Origin of the sequence: Methylobacterium sp. Leaf93, assembly GCF_001422345.1 — a bacterium.
Classification (GTDB): Bacteria; Pseudomonadota; Alphaproteobacteria; order Rhizobiales; family Beijerinckiaceae; genus Methylobacterium; species Methylobacterium bullatum.
Genome location: NZ_LMMS01000006.1, coordinates 1 through 22003, shown reverse-complemented (window position 1 = coordinate 22003; position 22003 = coordinate 1). Strand labels below are relative to the sequence as shown.

At 65.8% G+C, this 22003-nt stretch carries 32 protein-coding genes and 1 pseudogene; 3 read left to right on the top strand and 30 right to left on the bottom strand.

Annotation, left to right across the window (positions count from 1 at the left end):
- The first annotated feature begins 35 nt into the window (after positions 1-35).
- The 3 genes from cheB to ASF26_RS06615 are packed head-to-tail and all read left to right on the top strand — an operon-like array spanning position 36 to position 4710.
- The gene (gene cheB / locus ASF26_RS06625) at positions 36-1109 is read left to right on the top strand and encodes a chemotaxis-specific protein-glutamate methyltransferase CheB (RefSeq protein WP_056251394.1); all 1074 of its coding nucleotides are present in this window, start codon (positions 36-38) and stop codon (positions 1107-1109) included.
- Positions 1106-2842 carry a response regulator gene (locus ASF26_RS06620; RefSeq protein WP_056251157.1) on the top strand — a complete coding sequence of 579 codons (1737 nt, stop codon included), beginning with the start codon at positions 1106-1108 and terminating at the stop codon, positions 2840-2842. The genes cheB and ASF26_RS06620 overlap by 4 nt, the downstream gene beginning before the upstream one ends.
- Positions 2843-2844: 2 nt before the next feature.
- Entirely contained in the window at positions 2845-4710 is a 1866-nt protein-coding gene (locus tag ASF26_RS06615) for a response regulator (RefSeq protein ID WP_056251154.1), read from the top strand.
- A 123-nt stretch (positions 4711-4833) separates the two neighbouring features.
- On the opposite strand, the gene rplQ is transcribed toward ASF26_RS06615, so the two are convergent.
- The 30 genes and pseudogenes from rplQ to ASF26_RS06470 form a co-directional block, all read right to left on the bottom strand.
- Positions 4834-5244, bottom strand: a complete 411-nt coding sequence (rplQ, locus tag ASF26_RS06610; RefSeq protein WP_018044203.1) for a 50S ribosomal protein L17 — start codon at positions 5242-5244, stop codon at positions 4834-4836.
- Positions 5245-5440: 196 nt separating this feature from the next.
- Complete coding sequence (locus tag ASF26_RS06605) at positions 5441-6460, bottom strand: DNA-directed RNA polymerase subunit alpha (protein WP_056251151.1); 1020 nt, start codon at positions 6458-6460, stop codon at positions 5441-5443.
- A gap of 119 nt (positions 6461-6579) precedes the next feature.
- Positions 6580-7455 (bottom strand): MBL fold metallo-hydrolase, encoded by an 876-nt coding sequence (locus ASF26_RS06600; RefSeq protein WP_056251148.1) that lies wholly within the window; start codon positions 7453-7455, stop codon positions 6580-6582.
- 45 nt (positions 7456-7500) lie between these two features.
- A complete protein-coding gene (gene rpsK / locus ASF26_RS06595; protein WP_018044206.1) occupies positions 7501-7890 on the bottom strand; it encodes a 30S ribosomal protein S11 in 390 nt (129 codons plus the stop codon).
- A gap of 171 nt (positions 7891-8061) precedes the next feature.
- Positions 8062-8430 (bottom strand): 30S ribosomal protein S13, encoded by a 369-nt coding sequence (gene rpsM, locus ASF26_RS06590; protein WP_018044207.1) that lies wholly within the window; start codon positions 8428-8430, stop codon positions 8062-8064.
- Positions 8431-8641: 211 nt separating this feature from the next.
- Entirely contained in the window at positions 8642-9244 is a 603-nt protein-coding gene (locus ASF26_RS06585) for an adenylate kinase (RefSeq protein WP_056251144.1), read from the bottom strand.
- A gap of 116 nt (positions 9245-9360) precedes the next feature.
- Complete coding sequence (gene secY / locus ASF26_RS06580) at positions 9361-10698, bottom strand: preprotein translocase subunit SecY (protein ID WP_056251141.1); 1338 nt, start codon at positions 10696-10698, stop codon at positions 9361-9363.
- Positions 10699-10847: 149 nt separating this feature from the next.
- Positions 10848-11345, bottom strand: a complete 498-nt coding sequence (gene rplO, locus ASF26_RS06575) for a 50S ribosomal protein L15 (protein WP_018044210.1) — start codon at positions 11343-11345, stop codon at positions 10848-10850.
- Positions 11346-11356: 11 nt separating this feature from the next.
- Positions 11357-11548 carry a 50S ribosomal protein L30 gene (gene rpmD / locus ASF26_RS06570; protein ID WP_018044211.1) on the bottom strand — a complete coding sequence of 64 codons (192 nt, stop codon included), beginning with the start codon at positions 11546-11548 and terminating at the stop codon, positions 11357-11359.
- Between the two features lie 12 nt (positions 11549-11560).
- On the bottom strand, positions 11561-12148 hold the full coding sequence (gene rpsE / locus ASF26_RS06565) for a 30S ribosomal protein S5 (RefSeq protein ID WP_018044212.1): 588 nt from the start codon (positions 12146-12148) through the stop codon (positions 11561-11563).
- A 93-nt stretch (positions 12149-12241) separates the two neighbouring features.
- Entirely contained in the window at positions 12242-12604 is a 363-nt protein-coding gene (gene rplR / locus ASF26_RS06560; RefSeq protein ID WP_018044213.1) for a 50S ribosomal protein L18, read from the bottom strand.
- Between the two features lie 12 nt (positions 12605-12616).
- Positions 12617-13150, bottom strand: a complete 534-nt coding sequence (gene rplF / locus ASF26_RS06555) for a 50S ribosomal protein L6 (RefSeq protein ID WP_018044214.1) — start codon at positions 13148-13150, stop codon at positions 12617-12619.
- Between the two features lie 22 nt (positions 13151-13172).
- Positions 13173-13568 (bottom strand): 30S ribosomal protein S8, encoded by a 396-nt coding sequence (gene rpsH, locus ASF26_RS06550; protein WP_018044215.1) that lies wholly within the window; start codon positions 13566-13568, stop codon positions 13173-13175.
- A gap of 12 nt (positions 13569-13580) precedes the next feature.
- Positions 13581-13886, bottom strand: a complete 306-nt coding sequence (gene rpsN, locus ASF26_RS06545) for a 30S ribosomal protein S14 (RefSeq protein ID WP_018044216.1) — start codon at positions 13884-13886, stop codon at positions 13581-13583.
- A 39-nt stretch (positions 13887-13925) separates the two neighbouring features.
- Positions 13926-14492 (bottom strand): 50S ribosomal protein L5, encoded by a 567-nt coding sequence (gene rplE / locus ASF26_RS06540; protein ID WP_027172974.1) that lies wholly within the window; start codon positions 14490-14492, stop codon positions 13926-13928.
- Positions 14485-14802, bottom strand: a complete 318-nt coding sequence (gene rplX / locus ASF26_RS06535) for a 50S ribosomal protein L24 (protein ID WP_018044218.1) — start codon at positions 14800-14802, stop codon at positions 14485-14487. Before rplX ends, rplE begins: the two co-directional genes overlap by 8 nt.
- On the bottom strand, positions 14802-15170 hold the full coding sequence (gene rplN / locus ASF26_RS06530) for a 50S ribosomal protein L14 (RefSeq protein ID WP_018044219.1): 369 nt from the start codon (positions 15168-15170) through the stop codon (positions 14802-14804). Before rplN ends, rplX begins: the two co-directional genes overlap by 1 nt.
- 539 nt (positions 15171-15709) lie before the next feature.
- Positions 15710-15976 carry a 30S ribosomal protein S17 gene (rpsQ, locus tag ASF26_RS06525; protein WP_056251138.1) on the bottom strand — a complete coding sequence of 89 codons (267 nt, stop codon included), beginning with the start codon at positions 15974-15976 and terminating at the stop codon, positions 15710-15712.
- 10 nt (positions 15977-15986) lie between these two features.
- Complete coding sequence (rpmC, locus tag ASF26_RS06520) at positions 15987-16202, bottom strand: 50S ribosomal protein L29 (RefSeq protein ID WP_018044221.1); 216 nt, start codon at positions 16200-16202, stop codon at positions 15987-15989.
- Between the two features lie 12 nt (positions 16203-16214).
- Positions 16215-16628, bottom strand: a complete 414-nt coding sequence (rplP, locus tag ASF26_RS06515) for a 50S ribosomal protein L16 (RefSeq protein WP_056251136.1) — start codon at positions 16626-16628, stop codon at positions 16215-16217.
- A gap of 49 nt (positions 16629-16677) precedes the next feature.
- Positions 16678-17418, bottom strand: coding sequence for a 30S ribosomal protein S3 (gene rpsC, locus ASF26_RS06510; protein ID WP_018044223.1), 741 nt, complete (start codon positions 17416-17418; stop codon positions 16678-16680).
- Positions 17419-17428: 10 nt separating this feature from the next.
- Positions 17429-17815 carry a 50S ribosomal protein L22 gene (gene rplV / locus ASF26_RS06505; protein WP_018044224.1) on the bottom strand — a complete coding sequence of 129 codons (387 nt, stop codon included), beginning with the start codon at positions 17813-17815 and terminating at the stop codon, positions 17429-17431.
- A 1-nt stretch (position 17816) separates the two neighbouring features.
- The gene (rpsS, locus tag ASF26_RS06500) at positions 17817-18095 is read right to left on the bottom strand and encodes a 30S ribosomal protein S19 (protein ID WP_018044225.1); all 279 of its coding nucleotides are present in this window, start codon (positions 18093-18095) and stop codon (positions 17817-17819) included.
- 5 nt (positions 18096-18100) lie between these two features.
- Complete coding sequence (gene rplB / locus ASF26_RS06495; RefSeq protein WP_018044226.1) at positions 18101-18937, bottom strand: 50S ribosomal protein L2; 837 nt, start codon at positions 18935-18937, stop codon at positions 18101-18103.
- Between the two features lie 25 nt (positions 18938-18962).
- Positions 18963-19259 carry a 50S ribosomal protein L23 gene (locus tag ASF26_RS06490; protein WP_018044227.1) on the bottom strand — a complete coding sequence of 99 codons (297 nt, stop codon included), beginning with the start codon at positions 19257-19259 and terminating at the stop codon, positions 18963-18965.
- Positions 19256-19876 carry a 50S ribosomal protein L4 gene (gene rplD, locus ASF26_RS06485; protein ID WP_027172970.1) on the bottom strand — a complete coding sequence of 207 codons (621 nt, stop codon included), beginning with the start codon at positions 19874-19876 and terminating at the stop codon, positions 19256-19258. Before rplD ends, ASF26_RS06490 begins: the two co-directional genes overlap by 4 nt.
- A complete protein-coding gene (gene rplC / locus ASF26_RS06480) occupies positions 19876-20619 on the bottom strand; it encodes a 50S ribosomal protein L3 (RefSeq protein WP_056251132.1) in 744 nt (247 codons plus the stop codon). Before rplC ends, rplD begins: the two co-directional genes overlap by 1 nt.
- A 50-nt stretch (positions 20620-20669) precedes the next feature.
- Entirely contained in the window at positions 20670-20978 is a 309-nt protein-coding gene (rpsJ, locus tag ASF26_RS06475; RefSeq protein ID WP_018044230.1) for a 30S ribosomal protein S10, read from the bottom strand.
- An 85-nt stretch (positions 20979-21063) separates the two neighbouring features.
- Positions 21064-21151, bottom strand: a pseudogene (locus ASF26_RS23235) (elongation factor Tu); the annotation flags it as partial.
- Positions 21152-21163: 12 nt separating this feature from the next.
- On the bottom strand, positions 21164-22003 hold an 840-nt coding region (locus ASF26_RS06470; protein WP_056251130.1), incomplete at its 5' end, for an elongation factor Tu.

Here is a 22003-nt window from a genome sequence, read left to right as displayed (position 1 = left end):
CTCCGGCGGCGAGGCGGGGCCCCCCCGTGCGCGTGATGCTGGTGGAGGATTCCCTCGTGGTCCGCGAGCTCCTGCGCCACATCGTCGGCCGCGACCCGCGCCTCGAAGTGGTGGCCGCCGTCGCGTCCGGCGAGGAGGCCCTCGCGGTGCTCCCCAATACCCGTCCCGACGTCATCTCAATGGATATTCGTCTCCCCGGCATCGATGGCCTGGAGACCACGCGCCGGATCATGGCCGAGCAGCCGACACCCATCGTCGTCATCGCGGATTCGGTGGAGGATTCCTCCCTGCGCATCTCCATGAACGCGCTACGCGCCGGCGCGCTCTCCGTGGTGGAAAAGCCGGTGGCGACGACGCATGCCGGCTACGATGCCGTCTCTTCAGAAATCTGCACGCAGCTGCGCATCATGGCCGAGGTGCCGGTGATCCGGCGTCGGCCGATCGGTTCGGAATGGGCCGGGCGCCGCGGCGCGCCCCTGTCGCCGTCCGACCTCGCCGCGCCCCCGGCCGCCTCGAACGCCGCCAGCGTCCTGGCGATCGCCGCCTCCACTGGCGGCCCGCCTGCCCTCGCCCGCGTCATCGGCGGGCTGCCCGACGGGTTCCCGCTTCCCGTCCTCGTGGTCCAGCATATGGGGCCGGCCTTCATGGAGGGCTTCGCCTCCTGGCTGAACGGCGTCGTCTCCCTCCCAGTCAGGCTCGCCGCCGATGGCGAGCGGGCCGAGGCCGGACATGTCTACGTGGCGCCAGGCGACCGGCACCTCGAATGGGCGCCCGGCGGACACCTTCGCCTCCTGGATGCGGCGCCTGTCGGGGGCCAGCGCCCGGCCGCCACCGTCCTGTTCTCGTCGGTGGCCCGCCATGCCGGCGCACGCGGCATCGGCGTGCTTCTCACCGGCATGGGCGAGGATGGCGCCACGGGCCTCCTCGCCATGCGCCAGGCCGGTGCCCAGACCGTGGCCGAGCACGAGAGCACCGCCGTCGTGTTCGGCATGCCGGCGGCGGCGATCCGCCTCTCGGGCGCCTCCGCGATCCTCCCCCTCGACCAGGTCGCCCCCCATCTTGTCCGCCTCGCTTTGCCCGGTTTCGCGGCGAAGGACCCCTTCGCATGAGCGGGATCGGCACTCCCGACGGTACCGTCCCCCGGCCTCGGATCCTGCTCGTCGAGGATTCCGAGACGCAGGCGCTGGAACTGCGCCTGCTCCTGGAGAGCCACGGTTTCTCGGTGGAGCGCTGCCCCACGGCGGAGATGGCCCTCGACCATCTCAACACCCGCCTGCCCGATCTCGTCGTGGCCGATCATCACCTGCCGGGAATGAACGGCGACGAGTTCACTCGCCAGCTTCGCCTCTCCCTGCGTACCCGCGCTTTGCCCCTGCTGATGCTCACCGGCGCCCGCGACGGCGAACGCCAGGGACTGGAGAGCGGCGCCGACGCCTATGTGGCGAAATCCGCCGACCGGGACATCCTGATCCTGCGCATCCGCGCCCTTCTGCGCGAGCGCCAGGGGGGCGGTGCGTCCGGCGACGGTCCGGGCGTCTCGGCGTTCCGGCGCGGCCGCGTCCTCGTGGTCGACGGCAGCGCCACCTATCGGACCTTCCTTGCCGGCCTTCTCGCCCATGAGGGCCACGAGGTCCGTACCGCCGCCACCCACGACGCCGCCCTCGCCGCCCTCGAAGAGGCCGATGCCGCCTTCGATTGCGTGACCATCGACCTCCTCGGCCCCGCCTATGACGGCCTCGCTTTGTGCAGGGCCATCGACCGGCGCCGGGCGGCGGGGATTGAGGCACGGGAGGCCGGCGCGCCGACCTTCCACCTCGTCGGCATCGCCGGCAGCGCCCCGGCCAAGGATTTCCTGGTGGAAGCCTATGCGGCCGGGGCCGACGACGTGGTCTCGAAGGCCGACGGCGAAGTCCTCGTCATCCGCGTCAGGGGCCTCGTCCGGCGCAAGCTTCTGGAAGAAGACGACCGCCGCATCGCCAGCGAGTTCGGCGCCCGCGAGCGCGCTCTCGAACGCGCAAGGGCCGAGGCCGAGGCGGCCGAGGCGCGTGCCGCCCTGGCGGGTGCCCTCGAACAGGCCAATCAGGATCTCGCCACCGCCAACCGCAAGCTCACGGATGCCCAGGCCAAGCTGGTCCAGGCCGCCAAGATGGCGTCCCTCGGCGAACTCGTCGCCGGCATCGCCCATGAGATCAACAATCCCCTCGCCTTCATCCTGGCGCATCAGGGCACGGTCGAGCGCCTGCTCGGCGAGATCGCAGAATCCGAGGCGGAGCTCGCCTCGCACCGGTCGCTCGCCAAGTGCCGCGACCGCGTCGGCTCCATGCGGATGGGCCTCACGCGCATCCAGGATCTCGTCCTGAACCTGCGCAAGTTCTCGCGCCTCGACGAAGGCGAGCGCACCCTCGTCAACGTTCCCGAATCGATCGAGACGGTGCTCGCCCTGATCCAGCACAAGCTCGGGACGCGGATTACCGTCGAACGCGACTTCTCGGGCCGGCCCGAGATCCACTGCACCCCCGCCCTTCTCAATCAGGTCGTCATGAACATCCTCGGCAATGCCGCCGATGCCATGCCGGAATCCGGCACCATCTCCATCGTCACCCAGGAATTGCCCGAGACGGACGTGATCCGTATCAGCGATACCGGGCCCGGCATTCCCGAGACCCTGCGGGAAAAGATCTTCGAGCCCTTCTTCACCACGAAGCCCGTGGGCGCGGGAACGGGTCTTGGGCTGGCGATTGCATACAGCGTGGTACAGGCGCATAGCGGCTCGCTCAGCGTGGAGACCGCCGAAGGGGGGGGAGCCTGTTTCGTGATCGGCATTCCGCGGCAGGCAGCGTAGACATGGTCAAAGGCACGATCCTCGCCGTCGATGACGAGCCGGACATCCTGATCGCCCTCGAAGACCTGTTCGAGGACGATTACACGGTCATCACCACGACGAAGCCGTCCGAGGCCCTCGATATCCTCAGGGCGAGCCCGGACATCGCCGTCATCCTCTCCGATCAGCGGATGCCCGGCATGACCGGCGACGTCATGCTGGCCGAGGCCCGGGCGTTCCACGACGCGCAGACGATCCTGCTCACCGGCTATGCCGATATGAGCGCCGTCGTCGCCGCGCTCAACCGGGGTGGCATCACCGGTTACGTCACCAAGCCGTGGGACCCCGTCCTGCTGCGCTCCACCGTCCGTCAGGCCTTCGAGCGCCACAGCCTCGCCCGCGAACTCGCCACCGAGCGCGCCCTGCTGCTCGGGCTCCTCGACAATGCGGAAGACGCCATCGCGTTCAAGGACAAGGACGGGCGCTTCGTCCGCCTCAACGCGCGCAAGGCCGGTCGACTCGGCCACACCGTCGCCGAGTGCCTCGGACGCACCAGGGAGGAGATCGAAGGCAGGCCGAACGGTGAGAGCACCGCGCGCGAAGCCGACCGCGCCGCCATCGCGAGCGGAAGCATCTCCGAGACGGTGTCCGCCGAGGGACCTGTCGGCGCCGAGCGCTGGAGCCACGTCACCCGCGTGCCGATCCGCGGGACCGCCGGCGCTATCACCCACCTCGCCACCATCGAGCGGGACGTCACCGAGCAGAAGAACCTGGAGGCGCGCCTGCGCCAGTCGGACAAGATGCAGGCACTCGGGACCCTCGCCGGCGGAATCGCCCACGACTTCAACAACCTTCTCACCGCGATCCTGGGCAGCCTCGAACTGGTCGGCCCCAAGATCGTCGATCAGCCGCGGGTCCAACGCCTGGTCACCAACGCGACGCAGGCCGCCCAACGTGGTGCCTCGTTGACGAAGCGCCTCCTCAGCTTCAGCCGGGCGCGCGACCTGCGGCCCCGATCGGTCGACGTGAATGCCCTCGTCGCCGGGATGGACGTGCTGCTCGGCGGGAGCCTCGGCGGGCTCGTCAGCGTCACCACCAACCTCGATGCCGCCCATCCGGCGGCGCGGGTCGATCCCGACCAGCTCGAACTCGCTATCCTCAACCTCTGCATCAACGCGCGTGACGCCATGCCGGACGGCGGATCGATCGCGATCGCCACCGGCGCGGTGACAGTGACCGACGATCCCGACCTGACGGCTGGCGACTACGTCACCGTGACCATCACGGATTCGGGCATGGGCATCCCGCCCGAGATCCTGGCACGGGTCTGCGAACCGTTCTTCACCACCAAGTCGGTGGGCCAGGGCACCGGCCTCGGCCTCGCCATGGTGTTCGGCCTCACCCAGCAGTCGCAGGGCAAACTGCGCATCACGAGCGAAGTCGAGAAGGGCACGACGGTCGAGTTGTTTCTCCCTCGCGCGGACCTCGCCGAGGAGAGACCACCGCTCGCCGCAGTGGCGGCGACACGCGCCGTGAGCCCGGCGCGTATCCTCGTGGTGGACGACGATGCCGAAGTCCGGCACGTCACCGCCTCCTTCCTCAACACTTTTGGCTACACCGAGACCGAAGCGGCGGACGGGGCGGCGGCGGTGGCCCTGTTGGAGCGCTCCTCCTTCGACCTCATCGTGGCGGACCTCGCCATGCCGGGAATGACGGGCGTCGAACTCGCGGAGATCGTGCGGCGGCGCTGGTCGACCGTCCCGATCCTCATCGTGACCGGCCATGCCGAGGCGATCCCGATCCCCGAGGACCTGCCGGTTCTGCGCAAGCCCTTCGAATCGGCCGATCTCGCCGCTCTGGTGTCGGGGATGCTCGTCGCCGCAGAGTGAGCCCCCTTGCCTCCGCTCGGGACGTTTCGTGCGGGGGACCGAGCCGGTGGTCCGGGGTGACGCGGACAAGAAAAAAGGCGGCCGTAGGGCCGCCTTTTCGCCGTCAGAGAGGGAAGTTGAGGCTTACGCCGCGTCGGAGACCTGCGACGGACCCGAATCCAGGCCACGGGCATCCACGTCGCGGTCAACGAACTCGATCACGGCGAGCGGAGCGTTGTCGCCGTAGCGGAAGCCGGCCTTCATGATGCGGCAGTAGCCGCCCGGACGGGCGTTGTAGCGCGGGCCGAGGACGGCGAAGAGCTTGCGAACCATGGCCTCGTCGCGGATCTGCGACATGGCGAGGCGGCGCGTATGCAGGCTGTCGATCTTGCCCAGCGTGATCAGCTTCTCGATGACCGGACGCAGATCCTTGGCCTTCGGGAGCGTGGTGATGATCTGCTCGTGCTTGATCAGCGCGGCGGACATGTTGGCGAACATCGCCTTGCGGTGTTCGGTGGTGCGGTTGAAGCGGCGACCGCGAAATCCATGACGCATCTGGCTGTTCCTTGCTTATCTGGCCGCCGTGCCACGGTACGGCCGAGCGCCCCATGATCGGGGCTGTTCATTCCGCATGACCCCGCGGCGGGATTCATTGGGAGTTCGCGCTTGCGCGAACCCGCGACAGGTCGACCAAACAAACGGCGCCGGGATGCGCCCGTAAGGTTAAGCCCGAGGCGGCTCCGACTCCGCCTCAGTAGTGCTCTTCGAAGCGCTTGGCGAGGTCTTCGATGTTCTCCGGCGGCCAGCCGGGGATGTCCATGCCGAGGTGGAGACCCATCGCGGCCAGGACTTCCTTGATCTCGTTGAGCGACTTGCGGCCGAAGTTCGGGGTGCGCAGCATCTCGCCCTCGGACTTCTGGATGAGGTCGCCGATATAGACGATGTTGTCGTTCTTCAGGCAGTTCGCCGAACGGACCGACAGTTCGAGCTCGTCGACCTTCTTGAGCAGGGCCGGATTGAAGGGGAGCTGCGGCGCGAGCGGCTGCGCCTCTTCCTTGCGGGGTTCCTCGAAGTTCACGAACACCTGGAGCTGGTCCTGGAGGATGCGCGCGGCATAGGCCAGCGCGTCCTCCGGCGACACGGCGCCGTTGGTCTCGATGGTCATCGTCAGCTTGTCCTTGTCGAGATCCTGGCCCTCGCGGGTGGTCTCGATGCGGTAGGACACCTTGGTGACCGGCGAGAACAGGGCGTCCACCGGGATCAGGCCAATCGGCGCGTCCTCGGGACGGTTGCGCTCGGCCGGGACGTAGCCCTTGCCGGTCGCGACGGTGAATTCCATCCGGATCTCGGCACCATCGTCGAGGGTGCAGATGACGAGTTCGGGATTGAGGATCTGGATATCGCCGACGGCGGCGATGTCGCCGGCGGTGACGGTGCCTGGACCGGTCTTGCGCAGGGTGAGGCGCTTGGGCGCTTCGGTCTGCGACCGGATCGCGATGGTCTTGATGTTGAGGACGATGTCGGTGACATCCTCACGCACGCCGGGGATCGACGAGAATTCGTGCAGCACGCCGTCGATCTGGACCGAGGTCACGGCCGCGCCCTGGAGCGACGACAGGAGAACCCGGCGCAGGGAGTTGCCGAGGGTGGTGCCGAAGCCGCGCTCGAGAGGCTCGGCGACGACGGTGGCGACCCGCTTGGGGTCATGCCCGGCCGAAACCTGGAGCTTGTTCGGCTTGATGAGCTCTTGCCAGTTCTTCTGTATGACCACGGTCCTACCTCTCGCACTTCCGACACGAGCCACTGCAGTGGTCGGTCCTTGAGCCCTTCCCGCGCATCGCCTTGCACGGCTCGGTCTCGAAAATCATGTACCCGCGACGCAGCGGGCGGTTAGTGGGCCGCGACCCAGAGTTCCGGGACGAAGCTGTATGCCCCGCCCTCCCGCGCCACGTAACCGAGCGCCGGGAATTCCAGATGGCCGCCGGTGACGAAGGTTCTCTCGCTCGAGACCTCGTCCAGCATCCGCTTGCGCACCGCTCTCGCCTGATCCGGATCGACGTCGAAGACCATCGTGGCCTCCGGACGCTTGAACTGGATCGCCGGCAGATGGACGATATCCGCCCACATCAGGAGGGTCGCCGCGCCCGACACGATGCGAAAGCCGGTGTGACCCGGCGTATGCCCCGGCAAGGGAACCGCCGTGATGCCCGGAAGGACTTCCCCGTCGGTCATCGTCCGCACGCGACCGCCATAGGGGGCCACCGCCTTCTGCGCGTTCTCGAAATACGGCCGGGCTCCCTCGGGAGCCCGTGAGATCGCATCGTCCGCCAGCCAATGAGCGCTCTCGGCCCGATGCAGGACGAGTTCCGCGTTGGGATAGGCCGCCGAACCGTCCTGGTGGATCAAGCCACCGGCATGATCGGGATGGAGATGCGTGAGCAGCACCGTCTCGATGTCGTCCGGGCTGACCCCCGTCGCGGCAAGCGCGGCCGGAACGCGACCGAGCGTCTCGCCGCCGAAATGGCCCATGCCCGAATCGATGAGGATCGGCTTCCGGCCGGGCGTCTCGATCAGGTAGGCGTTGAGCGTGATCCGAGGGGCTTGCGCGCGAAAACCGGCCGCCTGAAGCGAACCGGCCTCGTCCGACCCGATCCCGGTGACGAGATCGAGGGAGCCTTGAAGGTAACCGTCATTCAGAACGGTGACGGTCAGATCGCCAAGGCTCCAGCGTAGAACGCCGGGGAGCGCCTTCACGGCATCGGGCACACGTTTCTCCGCTTTTACACCAAAGGGCCGAGCAACGAACCGGTATTAGACGCGCCGACGCTTGCGCGGACGGCAGCCGTTATGCGGGATCGACGTCACGTCGCGGATGGAGGTCACGGTGAAGCCGGCGGCCTGCAGCGCACGGAGGGCCGACTCACGGCCCGAACCGGGACCGGACACTTCGACCTCGAGGGTGCGCATGCCGTGCTCGGAGGCCTTGCGGGCCGCGTCCTCGGCGGCGACCTGAGCGGCGTAAGGGGTCGACTTACGCGAGCCCTTGAAGCCCATGGCGCCAGCGGACGACCAGGAGATCGTGTTGCCCTGCGCGTCGGTGATGGTGATCATCGTGTTGTTGAACGACGCGTTCACATGGGCGACGCCCGACACGATGTTCTTGCGTTCGCGGCGGCGAATACGGGTTGCTTCCTTGGCCATTGTCTCTCGTCTCGTCCTTCAGGCGCGCCCGTCATTCCAGGCGCTCGGGATTCTTGCGGTGTCGGCGGCGCGGTTCTGGATGACCGAGCCGCCATACGGGATGCCGATAGCGGGCCACCCAGCGCGACAGCAGGGAGGCAGAGCGAAAAGCTGCCTCCCAATCTTACAAAATTACTTCTTCTTGCCGGCGATCGGCTTCGACTTGCCCTTGCGGGTGCGCGCATTGGTATGCGTACGCTGACCACGCACGGGCAGATTGCGGCGGTGACGCAGGCCACGGTAGCAGCCGAGGTCCATCAGACGCTTGATGTTCATCGACACTTCACGGCGCAGATCGCCCTCGACGATGTAGTCGCGGTCGATCGTCTCGCGGATCGACAGCACCTCGGCGTCGGTCAGCTGGTTCACACGGCGCTCGGCGGGGATGCCGACCTTGCCGGTGATCTCTTCGGCCTTCTTCGCGCCGATGCCGTGGATGTACTGGAGCGCGATGACGACGCGCTTGTTGGTCGGGATGTTGACGCCTGCGATACGGGCCAAGGTCTCACTCCATTGGGCGCTCGGACGCAACGGTCCGGCCCTGCTGTGTCACGCGCGTCCGGTGGAGGCCGGCCCCTGCGCGCCGCCCATAACGACAAATCGGCCCGCAGCGCCTCTTGAAGGAAGGCACTCCAGACCCATCACGCATGGACGAATAAGGGCCTGCTAGCGCGACCCGACGACATTGTCAACGACCACCGAGTCGACGATTTCAGGATGCGGTGGTGCTGGCCAGAGGTTCGAGGAGAGCCATCACCTCGTTCGTCACCTCGTCCACCGGCTTCATACCGTCGACGGTCCGAAGCATGCCGAGGCTCGCATAATAGGCGGATAGCGGCGCCGTCTGCGCGCGGAAGGCCGCGAGGCGCGTCTTGAACACTTCGGGCGTGTCGTCCTTGCGGACGGGCTCGCCGCGTGCGGCGGTCTCGGCGGCGCGCTTGGCGATGCGCCCGACGAGGATCTCCTCGTTCACCGCGAATTCGACGACCGTGTCCAGCGACAGGTTCTTCTCGGCCAGCATCCTGTCCAGGGCCGCGGCCTGCTCGACCGTGCGGGGGAACCCGTCGAGGATGAAGCCGGGGCGGGCATCCGCCTCCTCGATCCGGTCGGCGACGATTCCAACCACGACGGAATCCGGAACCAGGCCACCGCTCTCCATGATCGACTTCGCTTCGAGGCCGACGGGGGTACCGGCGGCCACGGCCGCGCGCAGCATGTCACCCGTGGAAAGCTGCGGAATGCCGAAACGCTCGACGATCCGGGCCGACTGGGTACCCTTACCGGCTCCAGGTGGTCCGAGCAGAATGATCCGCATAGCGTCGTTGTCCTCGTCCGGTGGCCGCTTCGGGCGTTGTGGTTCAGGCGTTCAGGGCACGGAGAAGACGATGCCTGCCGGCATCGTCCTGGTCGTTCGGCGTCGTCTCGGGCGCCTCAGCGGCGCCGTGTGGCACCACGCAGCTTCGCCTTCTTCACGAGGCCCTCATACTGGTGGGCCATCAGATGTCCATGGACCTGGGCCACCGTATCCATCGTCACCGAGACGACGATGAGAAGCGAGGTGCCGCCGAATCCGAGGCTCGCCGATGCGTAGGAGGCCAGGATCTCCGGCACAAGGCAGACAAAAGTCAAATACAGGGCGCCGATCAGCGTGATCCGCGTCAGCACCTTGTCGATGAAGGCGGCGGTCCGCTCGCCCGGACGGATGCCGGGGATGAAGCCGCCCTGCTTCTTCAGGTTGTCCGCCGTCTCCTGCGGATTGAAGACGACCGCCGTGTAGAAGAACGCGAAGAAGATGATCAGCGCCGCGTAGAGAACCATGTAGAGCGGCCGGCCGTGGCCGAGATAGGTCGTGATCGTGGCCAGCACCCCGGTGCCGCCGTTATTGGCCGAGAAGCTCGCCACGGTGGCGGGCAGCAGGAGCAGCGACGAGGCGAAGATCGGCGGGATCACGCCGGCGGTGTTCAGCTTCAGCGGCAGGAACGAGGTCTGGCCTTCGTACATGCGGTTGCCGACTTGGCGCTTGGGGTAGTTGATGAGAAGCCGGCGCTGGGCCCGCTCCATGAACACGATGAAGTAGACCAGGACGATGGCCGCGAGGCCGACGCCGAGGATCACGGCGGCGGACAACGCACCGGTCCGGCTCAGTTCGAGCGCACCCACGATGGCGGTGGGCAGATGGGCGACGATACCGGCGAAGATGATGAGGGAGGAACCGTTGCCGATGCCGCGCGAGGTGATCTGCTCGCCGATCCACATTAGGAACAGGGTTCCGCCCGTGAGCGTGATCACGGTGGACAGGATGAAGAACGGACCCGGATCGATCGCGGCGCTCGAACTCTGGAGACCGAAGGCGATGCCCCAACTCTGCACCAGCGCCAGTACCACCGTGAGATAGCGGGTATACTGGTTGATGACCTTGCGGCCGGATTCCCCCTCCTTCTTCAGCGTCTCGAGGCTCGGGATCACCGAGGTGAGTAGCTGAATGATGATGGAGGCCGAGATGTACGGCATGATGTTGAGGGCGAAGATCGCCATGCGCTCGACGGCACCGCCGGAGAACATGTTGAACAGCCCGAGGACGCCGCCGGCTTGCTGCTGGAAGTTCCGCGCGAACTGCTCGGGGTCGATGCCGGGAATCGGGATGTAGGTGCCGAGGCGGAACACCACGAGCGCACCCAGCGTGAACCAGATGCGCTTCTTGAGCTCGTCGGCCTTGGCGATGGCCCCGAAATTGAGGTTCGCGGCAAGCTGCTCGGCGGCTGAGGCCATGGCACCCGTTCCTGAGATAGATCCAGATTGGGGGTTGAAGCACCCCCGAACAAACTGAAACGGCGGCCACGCGCAGGTCGCACGGGCCGCCGCTCAGAGCTTCGACTTAAAGTCTGCCCCGACGCTACGCAACAGCGGCGTCGGAAGACTTATTCCGCGGCAGGCTTGCCGCGGGTGGAGATGCCGGCACCGTAAGCGACGTTGACCGTGCCGCCGATCTTCTCGACAGCTTCGACCGCCGACTTCGACGCGCGGGTGACCTCGAAGGAGAGCTTCGCGGTCAGCTCGCCGACGCCGAGCAGTTTCACGCCGTCACGGGGACGAGCGATGATTCCGGCCGTGACGAGGGACTCCACCGTGACGACCGCCGATGCGTCGAGACGGCCGGCATCGACAGCCTGTTGGACGCGACCGAGATTCACCTCGTTCAGGTCCGTGGAATACAGGTTGTTGAAGCCGCGCTTGGGCAGGCGACGGTGAAGCGGCATCTGGCCGCCCTCGAAGCCCTTGATCGAGACGCCGGTACGGGCCTTCTGACCCTTGACGCCGCGACCCGCGGTCTTGCCCTTGCCGGAGCCGATGCCCCGGCCGACGCGCATCCGGTTCTTGGTCGCGCCGTCGTTATCGTGGATTTCGTTCAGTTTCATGATGCCCTCCCTCAGGCCGCGTCGTCGAGGACGCGCACGAGGTGGTGCACCTTGCGGATCATTCCGCGCACGGAGGGAGTATCCTCCAGCGTGGCCACCCGGTGCAGCTTGTTGAGCTTAAGGCCGATCAGCGTCGCACGCTGGTCGCCCTCGCGGCGGATCGGCGAGCCGATCTGCTCGACGCGGAGAGTCTTCGTTGCCATTGCACCCTCCCCTTAAGCGACTGCGGCTTCGGACAGGTCAGACGGATCGGCATCGCGACGGCGAGCTTGAAGCGTCGACACCTTGAGACCCCGACGGGCCGCGACGGCGCGCGGGCTGTCCTCGTTCTTCAGCGCCTCGAAAGTGGCGCGGACGAGGTTGTAGGGGTTTGACGAGCCGAGCGACTTGGCCACGACGTCCTGCATGCCCAGCGTCTCGAAGACGGCGCGCATCGGGCCGCCGGCGATGATGCCGGTACCCTGAGGGGCCGCGCGCAGGATCACTTTGCCGGCGCCGTGACGTCCGTAGACGTCGTGGTGGAGGGTACGGCCCTCGCGCAGGGCGACACGGACGAGACCGCGCTTGGCGGCTTCCGTGGCCTTGCGGATCGCTTCCGGCACTTCGCGTGCCTTGCCGTGGCCGAATCCGACACGACCCTTCTGATCGCCGACGACGACGAGGGCGGCGAAACCGAAGCGACGGCCACCCTTCACCACCTTGGCGACGCGGTTGATGTGGACGAGCTTGTCCACGAATTCGCTGTCGCGCTCCTCGCGCTCATCGCGGCGGCCGCGGCCACCGCCTTCCCGTTCACGTGCCATGTTTGAATCCTGTCTCACTGACGCGGGCGGCGGCGCCCGCTCGCTTGATAGCTTGTCCAAGGGACGGCGTGCGCCGCCCCTCTCCGCCTTGTCTTAGAACTCGAGGCCACCCTCACGGGCGGCGTCGGCGAGCGCCTTGACGCGCCCATGATAGATGTAGCCCGAACGGTCGAAGATCACCTTGGTGACTCCGGCGGCCTTGGCGCGCTCGGCGACGAGCTTGCCGACGGCCGCGGCCGCTGCCGTATCGGCACCGGTCTTCAGGCCCGAGCGGAGATCCTTGTCGAGGGTCGAGGCGGCGGCGAGGGTCTTGCCCTCGGCGTCGTCGATGACCTGGACGTAGATCTGCTTGGAGGAACGGAACACCGAGAGCCGGGGCCGTCCATTCGCCGCCGCCCGCAGCGCGCGGCGCACACGCGCCTTGCGGCGGTCGAGTGCATCGATTTTGCGTGACATGATGGCCGGCCCTTACTTCTTCTTGCCTTCCTTGCGGAAGATGAACTCACCCGCGTACCGCACGCCCTTGCCCTTGTAGGGCTCGGGACCGCGATAATCGCGAATCTCGGCTGCCACCTGTCCCACCACCTGCCGGTCGATGCCGGAGATGACGATCTCGGTGGGCTTGGGCACCGCGATCGTGATCCCGACCGGGATCTCGTACTCGATGTCGTGGCTGTAGCCGAGGGAGAGCTTGAGGGCCTTGCCGGCCATGGCGGCACGATAGCCGACGCCGGTGATCTCGAGCTTCTTCTCGAACCCCTTGGAGACGCCCTCGACGAGGTTCGCCACCTGAGCCCGGGAGGTGCCCCACAGCGAGCGGGCCTCCTTGGTCTGGTTCTTGGGCAGCACCGAGACGGCGCCGTCCTCGAACTTCACGTCCACCACATTGGGGACGACGTATTTGAGCTCACCCTTGGAGCCCTTCATCGTTACCGTCTGACCGGTCACCGTGGCCGTCACACCGGACGGGACGGGAACGGGCTTCTTGCCTACGCGAGACATTGCCTTTCCTCCAAGTCCGAGATCAGAACACCTTGCAGAGCACTTCGCCGCCGACGTTGCGCTCACGCGCCTCGTGGTCGGCCATGACGCCCTGCGGGGTGGACACGATGGTGACGCCGAGGCCATCGGCGACGCGGGGAAGTTCGGTCACGGCCGAATAGACACGGCGGCCGGGCTTCGAGACGCGCTGGATCGAGCGGATGACGGGCTGGCCGTCATAGTACTTGAGCTCGATCGAGAACTCGGTGCGGCCGTTGCCGAAATCGGTCGTGGCGTAATCGCGGATGTAGCCCTCGGCCTTGAGGACGTCGAGAACGCTCGCACGGAGACGCGAGCCGGGCGTCTGAACGACGTTGCGGCGGCGCATCTGGCCGTTGCGGATGCGGGTGAGCATATCACCCACGGGATCGTTGACCATGGTGTCTGCTCCTTACCAGCTCGACTTGACCAGACCGGGGATGAGACCCCGATTGCCAAGTTCCCGAAGCGCCACGCGCGAGATGCCCATCTTGCGGTAGAAAGCGCGGGGACGTCCCGTGATGCCGCAACGGTTGCGGACCCGGGTCGCCGACGAGTTGCGGGGCAGTTCCGCGAGCTTGAGGCGCGCCTCGAAGCGCTCCTCCATCTCGAGGCCTTCGTTGTTGGCCGTGGCAAGGAGGGCCTTACGCTTGGCGGCGAACCGCTTCACGAGTTCCTTGCGGTGGTTGTTCTTCTCGACTGAGCTTTTCTTTGCCATGTCTCTCTCCAGTGTCCGCGTCTAAGCGCTTTTCAGCACTTACTGCCGGAACGGGAATCGGAATTGCGAGAGGAGCGCACGCGCCTCGGCATCGGTGCGAGCCGATGTCTGGATCACGATGTCCATGCCCCAGGTGGCATCGGCCTTGTCGTAGGAGATCTCCGGGAACACGAGGTGTTCCTTGAGGCCCAACGCGTAGTTGCCGTTGCCGTCGAACGAACGGGGGTTCAGGCCGCGGAAGTCACGAACGCGCGGGAGCGCGATGGTGATCAGGCGATCCATGAACTCGTACATCCGGTGCTTGCGCAGGGTGACCTTGCAGCCGATCGGCATCCCTTCGCGGACCTTGAAGGTCGCGATGGCCTTGCGGGCCTTGGTGATGACCGGCTTCTGGCCGGCGATCAGCGCAAGGTCGCCGGCGGCGACGGAGGCCTTCTTGGAATCGGCGGTGGACTCGCCGACGCCCATGTTGATCACGATCTTCTCGATGACCGGGACCTGCATGGGGTTCTTGTAGCCGAACTCTTCGATCAGCTTCTGGCGAACGACCTCATCGTAATGCTTGCGCAGACGAGGGGTGTACGCGTCGTTGTTCTTCTCAGCCATCGATCAGATCCCCCGAGCGCTTGGCGAACCGGACCTTGCGGCCGTCGTCGAGAATGCGGAAACCAACGCGCGTCGGCTGACCGTCCTTGGGGTCGGCGATCGCGATGTTGGACAGATGAATCGCGGCTTCCTTGGAGATGATGCCGCCTTCCTGGTTCTGCGTCTGCTTCTGGTGCTTCTTGACCAGATTGACCCCGCGCACGAGCGCACGGTCTTCCTTCGGCATCACCTGGATGACCTCGCCGGAGCGACCCTTGTCGCGTCCAGTGAGAATGACGACCTTGTCGCCCTTCTTGACCTTGGCAGCCATCACAGCACCTCCGGAGCGAGCGAGATGATCTTCATGTGGTTCCGGGCGCGCAACTCGCGCGGAACGGGTCCGAAGATACGGGTGCCGATCGGCTCTTTCTGATTGTTGATCAGGACAGCGGCGTTCTTGTCGAACCGGATCACGGATCCGTCGGCGCGCTTCACTTCCTTGGCGGTGCGAACGACGACGGCTTTCATGACGTCGCCCTTCTTCACGCGGCCGCGGGGAATGGCCTCCTTCACCGAGACGACGATGATATCGCCGACTCCGGCATACTTGCGCTTCGACCCGCCGAGAACCTTGATGCACATCACGCGACGCGCACCAGAATTGTCGGCGACGTCCAGATTCGTCTGCATCTGGATCACGAGAGTGACCTTTCCTTGTTTCAGACGGGTTTCCGCACACGGACGGTATTGTCCGGCGGACGACGTCTGATGGGGATCTGATGTCCCCGGCTCATATAGAAGGACCGCGCATTCGGCATTTCTCAACGCCGGCGCGGTCGCCGCGGTCCAAGGGTGCGAACACCCTTTTGCATGTCGCGAAGCCCGGCCTATTACTAGAGAGGGAAGCGCGGCGCAAGAGCAAAGACGCGCAGCTGCGCTGCAGACGGCAATCCAGGACGGGGCTTCATCGAAAGGCCTGAGCGGTCGTCTCCGACGCCGGGAGCAATCCTGATTTGCACCGTTGGTGACGAGCGTGGAAGAGCTGAACTGAATGCTTGGCGGGTCTGAGCAAGTTTTCGCGGTCGAAGTCGTCTGATTCGATGACACTCGACCAGTCGGATGGGGCGACCGACTAGAAGCCATGCGCCTCGGTGAGTCGCTCGTTCTTCCCGAGTCGGCTCAAGACGCAAAAAAGCGGGCGCAGAAGCTGCGCCCGCTTTAACAAAGCTGCATCGGTCTCACGCTTCGGCGGAAGGTGATTCCACGGCGGCTGCGCCACCTTCGATGAGCTTCCAAGTCTTGGTTTTCGAGAACGGACGGCATTCCTCGATCGACACGGTCTGGCCGACCTTGGCGATGTTGGTCTCGTCGTGGGCGTGGTAGTTCTTCGAACGACGGACGGTCTTCTTCATCACCGGATGGGTGAAGCGACGCTCCACCTTCACGACGATGGTCTTCTCGCCCTTGTCGCTGACGACGACGCCCTGCAATACGCGCTTCGGCATGGTGTACTCCTCAAGCCTGCGCGGACTTCAGCGTCTTCTGACGCTGGAGAGTGCGAACGCGGGCGATATCGCGGCGGACCTCACGGACGCGGGCGACGTTCTCGAGCTGGCCGGTGGCGCCCTGAAAGCGCAGGTTAAACTGCTCCTTCTTCAGGTTCAGCAGCTCATCGTTCAGCTGATCGGGCGACAGGGCGGCCAGATCCGACTGTCTCTGTGACGACTTCATGATCCCCTCCCCTTAGTCAGCGATGCGCTGAACGACGCGCGTGCGGATCGGGAGCTTCGCCGCACCGAGGCGCAGGGCCTCCTTGGCGATATCCTCGGCGACGCCGTCGACTTCGAACATGATACGTCCGGGATGCACGCGGGCAGCCCAGAACTCGGGTGCACCCTTACCGGAGCCCATGCGGACTTCGGTGGGCTTCGCCGTGACCGGAACGTCCGGGAAGATCCGGATCCAGACACGGCCCTGGCGCTTCATCTCACGGGTGATCGCGCGGCGGGCCGCTTCGATCTGACGTGCGGTGACACGCTCGGGCTCCACGGCCTTGAGGCCGAAGGTCCCGAAATTGAGGTCGAAGCCGCCCTTGGCCGCACCATGGATGCGACCCTTGAACTGCTTACGAAACCTGGTCTTCTTGGGTTGCAACATGGCAGCCTCTCAACACCTTCTATGGCTAATGGGCGTACGCGATCACGCTTTAAGCGTGTTCGCGCCGGCCGCGTTCGCGGCCACCCTCGCCATCGCGCTCGCGACGTCCGCCCGAACGGCCGCCTTCTTCCTGAGCGCGCTTGTCCTGCGCCATCGGGTCGTGCTCAAGGATTTCGCCCTTGAACACCCACACCTTGATTCCGCACGTCCCGTAGGTCGTGAAGGCGGTCGCCACGCCGTAATCGACATCCGCGCGCAGGGTATGCAGCGGGACGCGACCTTCGCGGTACCATTCCTGCCGAGCGATCTCAGCGCCGCCGAGACGACCCGAGCAGTTGATCCGGATGCCTTCGGCACCGAGACGCATGGCCGACTGCACGGCACGCTTCATGGCGCGACGGAAGGCGACACGGCGCTCAAGCTGCTGGGCGATCGAATCGGCCACCAGGGTGGCATCGATCTCGGGCTTGCGCACTTCGACGATGTTGATCGTCACGTCGGCCTTGGTCAGGGTGCCGACGAGCTTGCGCAGCTTCTCGATATCCGCGCCCTTCTTGCCGATCACCACGCCGGGACGACCCGAATGGATGGTGACGCGGCACTTCCGGTGCGGACGCTCGATGACGATCTTGGAGACGGCAGCCTGCTTGAGCTGCTTCATGAGGGCGGCGCGGATGGCAACGTCCTCGTGCATGAGCTTCGCGTATTCACCCTTCTGGGCGAACCAGCGGGAGTCCCAGGTCCGGTTGATACCGAGCCGCAGACCGATCGGATTGACTTTCTGGCCCATCAGGTCCTCCTCACGCCGCTTCGGCGGTCGGGACTTCGCGCACCACGATGGTGAGGTTCGCGAAGGGCTTCAGGATGCGGGCGCCGCGGCCACGGGCACGAGCGTGGAAACGCTTGAGCACGAGTGCCTTGCCGACGAAGGCCTCGGAGACGACGAGATCGTCGACATCGAGGTCATGGTTGTTCTCGGCATTGGCGATGGCGCTCTCGAGGCACTTCTTGACCTCGCGGGCGATCCGCTTGCGGGAGAACTCCAGGTCGGCCAGGGCCGACTCGACCTTCTTACCGCGGATGAGTTGCGCAACGAGATTGAGCTTCTGAGGGCTCACGCGCAGCATGCGCGCGACGGCCTTCGCTTCGTTCTCGGGGAGCGCGCGGGGGGTGGCTTGCTTGCCCATCTCAGCGCCTCTTCGCCTTCTTGTCGGCTGCGTGGCCGTGGAAGGTACGGGTCGGCGAGAACTCGCCGAACTTGTGACCGACCATCTCCTCGGACACGTAGACCGGGATATGCTTCTGTCCGTTGTGCACACCGAAGGTGAGCCCGACGAACTGCGGCAGGATCGTGGAGCGACGGCTCCAGATCTTGATGACTTCGTTGCGGCTGGATCCGCGAGCGGTCTCAGCCTTCTTGAGGAGGTAGCCGTCGATGAACGGCCCCTTCCAGAGCGAGCGTGCCATGAGGGTTACTTCTTGCGGTTGTGACGGCTGGCGAGGATGAAGACATCGGTCCGCTTGTTGGAGCGGGTCTTCTTCCCCTTGGTGGGCACGCCCCAGGGCGTGACCGGGTTACGGCCGCCCGAGGTACGACCCTCACCGCCGCCGTGCGGGTGATCGACCGGGTTCATGGCAACGCCGCGAACGTGCGGGCGCTTGCCGAGCCAGCGATTGCGGCCGGCCTTGCCGAGCGAGATGTTCATGTGGTCCGGGTTCGACACCGCACCGACACTGGCGAAGCAATTGCCGTGGACCAGGCGCTGCTCGCCCGAGTTCAGACGCAGGGTGACGTATCCCTGATCGCGTCCGACGATCTGAGCGTAGTTTCCGGCGGAACGGGCGATCGCGCCGCCCTTGCCGATCTTCAGCTCGACGTTGTGGACGATCGTGCCCACCGGCATGTTGCCCACCGGGCCGGCATTGCCCGGCTTGATGTCGACCTGCTCGGCGGCGATCACCTTGTCGCCCGGCGACAGACGCTGGGGAGCCAGGATGTAGCTCTGCACGCCATCGGGGAACGTGATCAGCGCGATGAACGCCGTGCGGTTGGGATCGTACTCGATCCGCTCCACGGTGGCGGCCACGCCGAGCTGCTCACGACGCTTGAAATCGACGTTGCGCAGGGTGCGCTTGTGTCCACCGCCGCGGAAGCGGACGGTGATGCGACCGAGGTTGTTGCGGCCGCCGGACGACGACTTGCCCTCGGTGAGTTTCTTGACCGGCTTGCCCTTGTAGAGCTCACGGCGGTCGACGAGCACGAGCTGGCGAAGGCTCGGCGTGACCGGTTTGAATGTCTTCAAGGCCATCGGCTTGATCCTAACGCTTTTCGTGTCAGAGCCCGGTCGTGACGTCGATCGTTTCACCCTCGGCAAGGGTCACGATCGCTTTCTTCACGTCCGAACGCTGTCCGCGAAGTCCGCGGAAAATCTTCTTCTTGCCCTTGGTGACGAGCGTGTTCACGCCCGTGACCTTGACGTCGAACAGCTTCTCGACCGCTTCTTTGATCTGCGGCTTGGTAGCCTTCGGGGAAACCCGGAAAACGACCTTGTTCTGCTCGGTGAGGTTCGTCGCCTTCTCGGTGATGACCGGGGAGACGATGATGTCGTAGTGGCGCGGATCGGCACTCATTTGAATCGCGCCTCCAGCGCATCGATCGCTGCGCGCGTCAGCACGAGCTTGTCGCGACGCAGGATGTCGTAGACGTTGATGCCCTGGACCGGCAGGACGTCGATCTGCGGGATGTTGCGGGCGGCGCGACCGAAGTTCACGTCGACCTCGGCGCCGCTGATGATCAGCGCGCTGGACAGACCCATCTTCTCGAAGCGCTCGACCAGGTTCCTGGTCTTGCCGTCGGCGAGCGTCACGTCGTCCACGATGATGAGGGTCTCGGCCTTCACCTTGGCGGACAGGGCGTGACGGAGAGCCAGGGCGCGGACTTTCTTCGGGAGGTCGTGGGCATGGCTGCGCACGACTGGACCGAAGGCACGTCCACCACCGCGGAACTGCGGAGCGGAGGCGGCGCCGTGACGAGCGTTACCGGTGCCCTTCTGCTTGTACAGCTTCTTGCGCGTGCGGTTGACGTCCGAGCGGTTCTTGACCGCATGGGTGCCGGCCTGACGCTTGGCGAGCTGCCAGCGCACCATGCGCTGGAGAAGGTCGGCGCGGGGCTCGAGACCGAAGATGGTCTCGTCCAGGTCGATGGACCCGGCGCCATCGCCGTCGAGAGTGGTGATATCGAGCTTCATCACGCGTTCTCCTCGGAAGCGGGAGCCTCGGGAGCCGGAGCTTCGGTGGCGGGAGCAGTGGAAGAACCGTTCTCACGGAACTTGCCCGGCTGCGGCACGTCGGCGGGGAGCTTGCGCTTCACCGCGTCGCGGATCTGGATCCAGCCGCCGGCGACACCGGGAACGGCGCCTTCGACGAGGATGAGGCCACGCTCGGGATCCGTGCGCACGACGCGCAGGTTCTGGGTCGTGACCCGATCGACGCCCATGTGACCGGGCATCTTCTTGTTCTTGAAGGTCTTGCCCGGGTCCTGGCGGCCACCGGTCGAACCGATCGAACGGTGCGAGATGGACACGCCGTGGGTGGCGCGAAGACCGCCGAAGTTCCAGCGCTTCATACCACCGGCGAAGCCCTTACCCGTGGTCGTGCCCGTCACGTCGACGAACTGGCCGGGGATGAAGTGATCGGCGGTGATTTCGGCACCGACCGGGATCAGCGCGTCCTCGGACACGCGGAACTCGGCGAGCTTCTGCTTGGGCTCGACCTTGGCGACCGCGAAACGGCCGCGCTCGGCTGCCGACACGTTCTTCACTTTGGCCTTGCCGACGCCGACCTGAAGGGCGACGTAGCCGTTCTTCTCGACGGTACGGTGGGCGACCACTTGGCATTGATCGATTTTAAGCACTGTCACGGGGACATGTTCGCCAGCATCCGTAAAGATGCGGGTCATGCCGACCTTCTGTGCAATGACGCCTGAGCGCATAGGTGTCTCCCTCGCGCGATTCTACGGTAAGCTCTAAATCCCCGCGGGACTTAGAGCTTGATCTCCACGTCCACGCCGGCGGCGAGGTCGAGCTTCATCAGCGCGTCCACGGTCTGCGGCGTCGGATCGACGATATCGAGGACGCGCTTGTGGGTGCGCATCTCGAACTGCTCGCGCGACTTCTTGTCGATGTGCGGCGAGCGGTTGACGGTGAACTTCTCGATATGCGTCGGAAGCGGGATCGGACCACGAATGGTCGCGCCGGTGCGCTTGGCCGTCGACACGATCTCGCGGGTCGAGGCATCGAGGATGCGATGATCGAACGCCTTGAGGCGAATGCGGATATTCTGACCGTTCATGACCTGAAACCTTGGCGGGACTTAAGAAGGGGCGGGCGCGAGGACCCGCCCCTCTGTCGATCCCAGCAGACTGAGCGTACCGAACTTAATCGTTGATGGCGGCGACGACGCCTGCGCCGACGGTGCGGCCGCCTTCACGGATGGCGAAGCGGAGCTTCTCTTCCATGGCGACGNGCGTACCGAACTTAATCGTTGATGGCGGCGACGACGCCTGCGCCGACGGTGCGGCCGCCTTCACGGATGGCGAAGCGGAGCTTCTCTTCCATGGCGACGGGGACGATGAGGGTGACGTCCATGGTGACGCTGTCACCGGGCATCACCATCTCGGTGCCCTCGGGCAGTTCGCAGACACCGGTCACGTCGGTGGTGCGGAAGTAGAACTGGGGCCGGTAGTTGGTGAAGAACGGGGTGTGGCGGCCGCCCTCCTCCTTGGTGAGGATGTAGGCCTCGGCCTTGAACTTGGTGTGGGGCTTGACCGAGCCGGGCTTGCACACGACCTGGCCGCGCTCGACGTCCTCGCGCTTGGTGCCGCGCAGGAGCACGCCGACATTGTCGCCGGCCTGGCCCTGGTCGAGCAGCTTGCGGAACATCTCGACGCCCGTGACCGTGGTGGTCTGGGTGTCGCGGATGCCGACGATCTCCACGGTCTCGCCGACCTTGACGATGCCGCGCTCGACGCGGCCCGTCACCACGGTGCCGCGGCCCGAGATCGAGAACACGTCCTCGATCGGCATCAGGAACGGCTTGTCGATCGGACGCTCCGGCTGCGGGATGTAGGCGTCCACCGACTCCATCAGCTTCAGCACGGCGTCGTGGCCGACGGCCTTGTCGCCGTTGTCGAGGGCGACCTTGGCCGAACCCTTGGTGATCGGGATGTCGTCGCCGGGGAAGTCGTACTTGGAGAGGAGCTCGCGCACCTCCATCTCGACGAGCTCGAGGAGCTCCTCGTCGTCGACGAGGTCGACCTTGTTGAGGAACACCACCAGCGCCGGCACGCCGACCTGGCGGGCGAGCAGGATGTGCTC